Source organism: Mesorhizobium sp. M7A.F.Ca.CA.004.04.2.1, assembly GCF_004022825.1.
GTDB lineage: Bacteria > Pseudomonadota > Alphaproteobacteria > Rhizobiales > Rhizobiaceae > Mesorhizobium.
In genome coordinates this window covers 1-1,841 of the sequence record NZ_RZPH01001127.1, presented here as the reverse complement: position 1 = coordinate 1,841, position 1,841 = coordinate 1, and the positions used below count along the sequence as shown (strand labels likewise).

At 63.9% G+C, this 1,841-nt stretch carries 3 protein-coding genes; all 3 read right to left on the bottom strand.

Annotated features, from left to right (window positions below; translation table 11 throughout):
* Positions 1–380, bottom strand: a 380-nt coding sequence (locus tag EN893_RS32065) for a GFA family protein (RefSeq protein ID WP_164901303.1), incomplete at its 3' end; no start/stop codon positions are given.
* Between the two features lie 61 nt (positions 381–441).
* Positions 442–1,407: a cation diffusion facilitator family transporter gene (locus EN893_RS32060; protein ID WP_127269362.1), complete on the bottom strand. Its 966-nt coding sequence runs from the start codon at positions 1,405–1,407 to the stop codon at positions 442–444.
* 127 nt (positions 1,408–1,534) lie between these two features.
* Positions 1,535–1,841, bottom strand: a 307-nt coding sequence (locus EN893_RS32055) for a transglutaminase family protein (protein ID WP_164901302.1), incomplete at its 5' end; no start/stop codon positions are given.

Below are 1,841 nucleotides of genomic sequence, written 5' to 3'. Positions count from 1 at the left end.
CCCTGAAATTCAGGCAGCCAGTGCAGCGCCGAGCGGTGCCATTTCTGCTGTGTTGGAATCAAATCCTGGCGCTGCCGCGCGGTCCCCACGCGAATCCCATAGACCTTGGGGCCATCGCCGACAGACGTGGCGTAAAGATGCGAGCCGCAGTCAGCGCAAAAGGCCTGGGTGCGCTTGGCGCCGCTCGCCACGATCTTGATGTAGATTTTCGGCGTGCCCTTGGTGATGCGGTAGTTGCTTTCCGGCGCCGGAACCGTCAGGCGAAAAGCCGTGCCGGTCAGTTGCTGGCAATCCGTGCAGTGGCAGATCGTGGTCTTTTCCGGGTCTACCTCCGCCTCATAGGTTATCGCGCCGCAGTGGCAGCCGCCGTCGATCTTCATCTTTGTTCCTCCTGAATCCCGGTAATCTAGCGGGTCAAGGCAGCCAGGCAATGGCGCGGCGCTAGTCCAGAGCCGGATCGGATGCGGTGTCGATCAGCTTGCGCCGCTTCTCCCAGGTGCCTGTCGTCTGTGGCTTGACGAACAGCCGCGTGATCTCCGGCATTTCCTTCTTCAGCTGCGCCTCCAGGCGCTCGACGCAAGCTTCGATCTCGGGCGCCGTCAAATGGTCCTCGAACTCGATGCTCAGGCCGGCGACGATCTCTGCCGGCCCCATATGGACGGTCAGGACGCCGTTCGCCCGCTGCACCGCCGGATCCTGCTGGGCGATCGCCAGCACCTTCATTTGCACTTCGGGCGATGCCGGCTCACCGATCAGCAGGCCCTTGCTTTCGCGGGCCAGGAAGATCGCTGTCGCCCCCAGGATCAGCCCAATGCCGATAGAGGCGGCGCCGTCGAGTTCCGGCATCTCCAGAACTTCCGCCGCCAGGATGCCGACGAACGCGACGATCAGGCCGAGAAGTGCTGCACTGTCCTCGAACAGTACGGTGTAGACGCTCGGATCCTTGCTCGACTGCACCGCCCGCAGCCAGCCCTGCTTGCCCTTCTGCTGGCGGAACTCCTTCAGCGCCACCCACCACGAACTGCCTTCGAACAGGAAGGAAAGGCCAAGCACGATGTAGGTCACCTCGGCGTTGGCGACCGGCTCCGGCGCCATCATATGGATCACGCCTTCGTAGAACGACACGCCGGCGCCCAGCGCGAAGACGAGGAGCGCGACGATGAAGCTCCAGAAGTAGAGTTCGCGGCCGTGACCGAGCGGATGAGTCCGGTCGGCCGGGCGGGCGGCGCGGTGCATGCCGTAGAGCAGCAGGCCGCCATTGCCGGTATCGACCAGCGAATGCACGCCCTCCGACAGCATCGCCGAACTGCCGGTGAAGGCGGCGGCGGCGAACTTGGTCAGCGCGATGGCGAAATTGCCGGCGAGCGCCGCGTAGATCACCTTTTTTGAGCCGCCGTGCCCGGCCATGGCATTTGTTCCCATTCAAGGCGCAGTCTAGCGGCCAGGCCGCTAAAGCTCCACAGGCATCACACCGCGCGAATGTCGGGTCGTCCAAGCCAGCGGTCATGAGAGATCGGCCTATGGAAAACGGCGACTACTCGACGATCTCGCTGGTCCACACCTTGAAGCCGGCAAGCGTTCCCGGGCCGAATATATGGGTCAGCGGCACGTCGGCGGCGTCGCGGCCGGAGGCGATCAGGATGCGGCCGATGCGCGGTGCATTGTTGCGCGGGTCGAAGACATGCCAGCGGCCGCCGAGATAGACTTCCATCCAGGCGCAGAAATCCATGCTCGCCCATGGTTTCGGCATACCGATGTCGCTGATGTAGCCGGTGCAGTAGCGCGTTGGGATGTTGAGCGCCCGGCAGAAGGTGACGGCGAGATGCGCGTAGTCTCGGCAC

Bases quoted from the DNA above. Each gene is read 5' to 3' on its own strand.
- EN893_RS32060 (WP_127269362.1), bottom strand. From the start codon at position 1,407: ATGGCCGGGCACGGCGGCTCAAAAAAGGTGATCTACGCGGCGCTCGCC.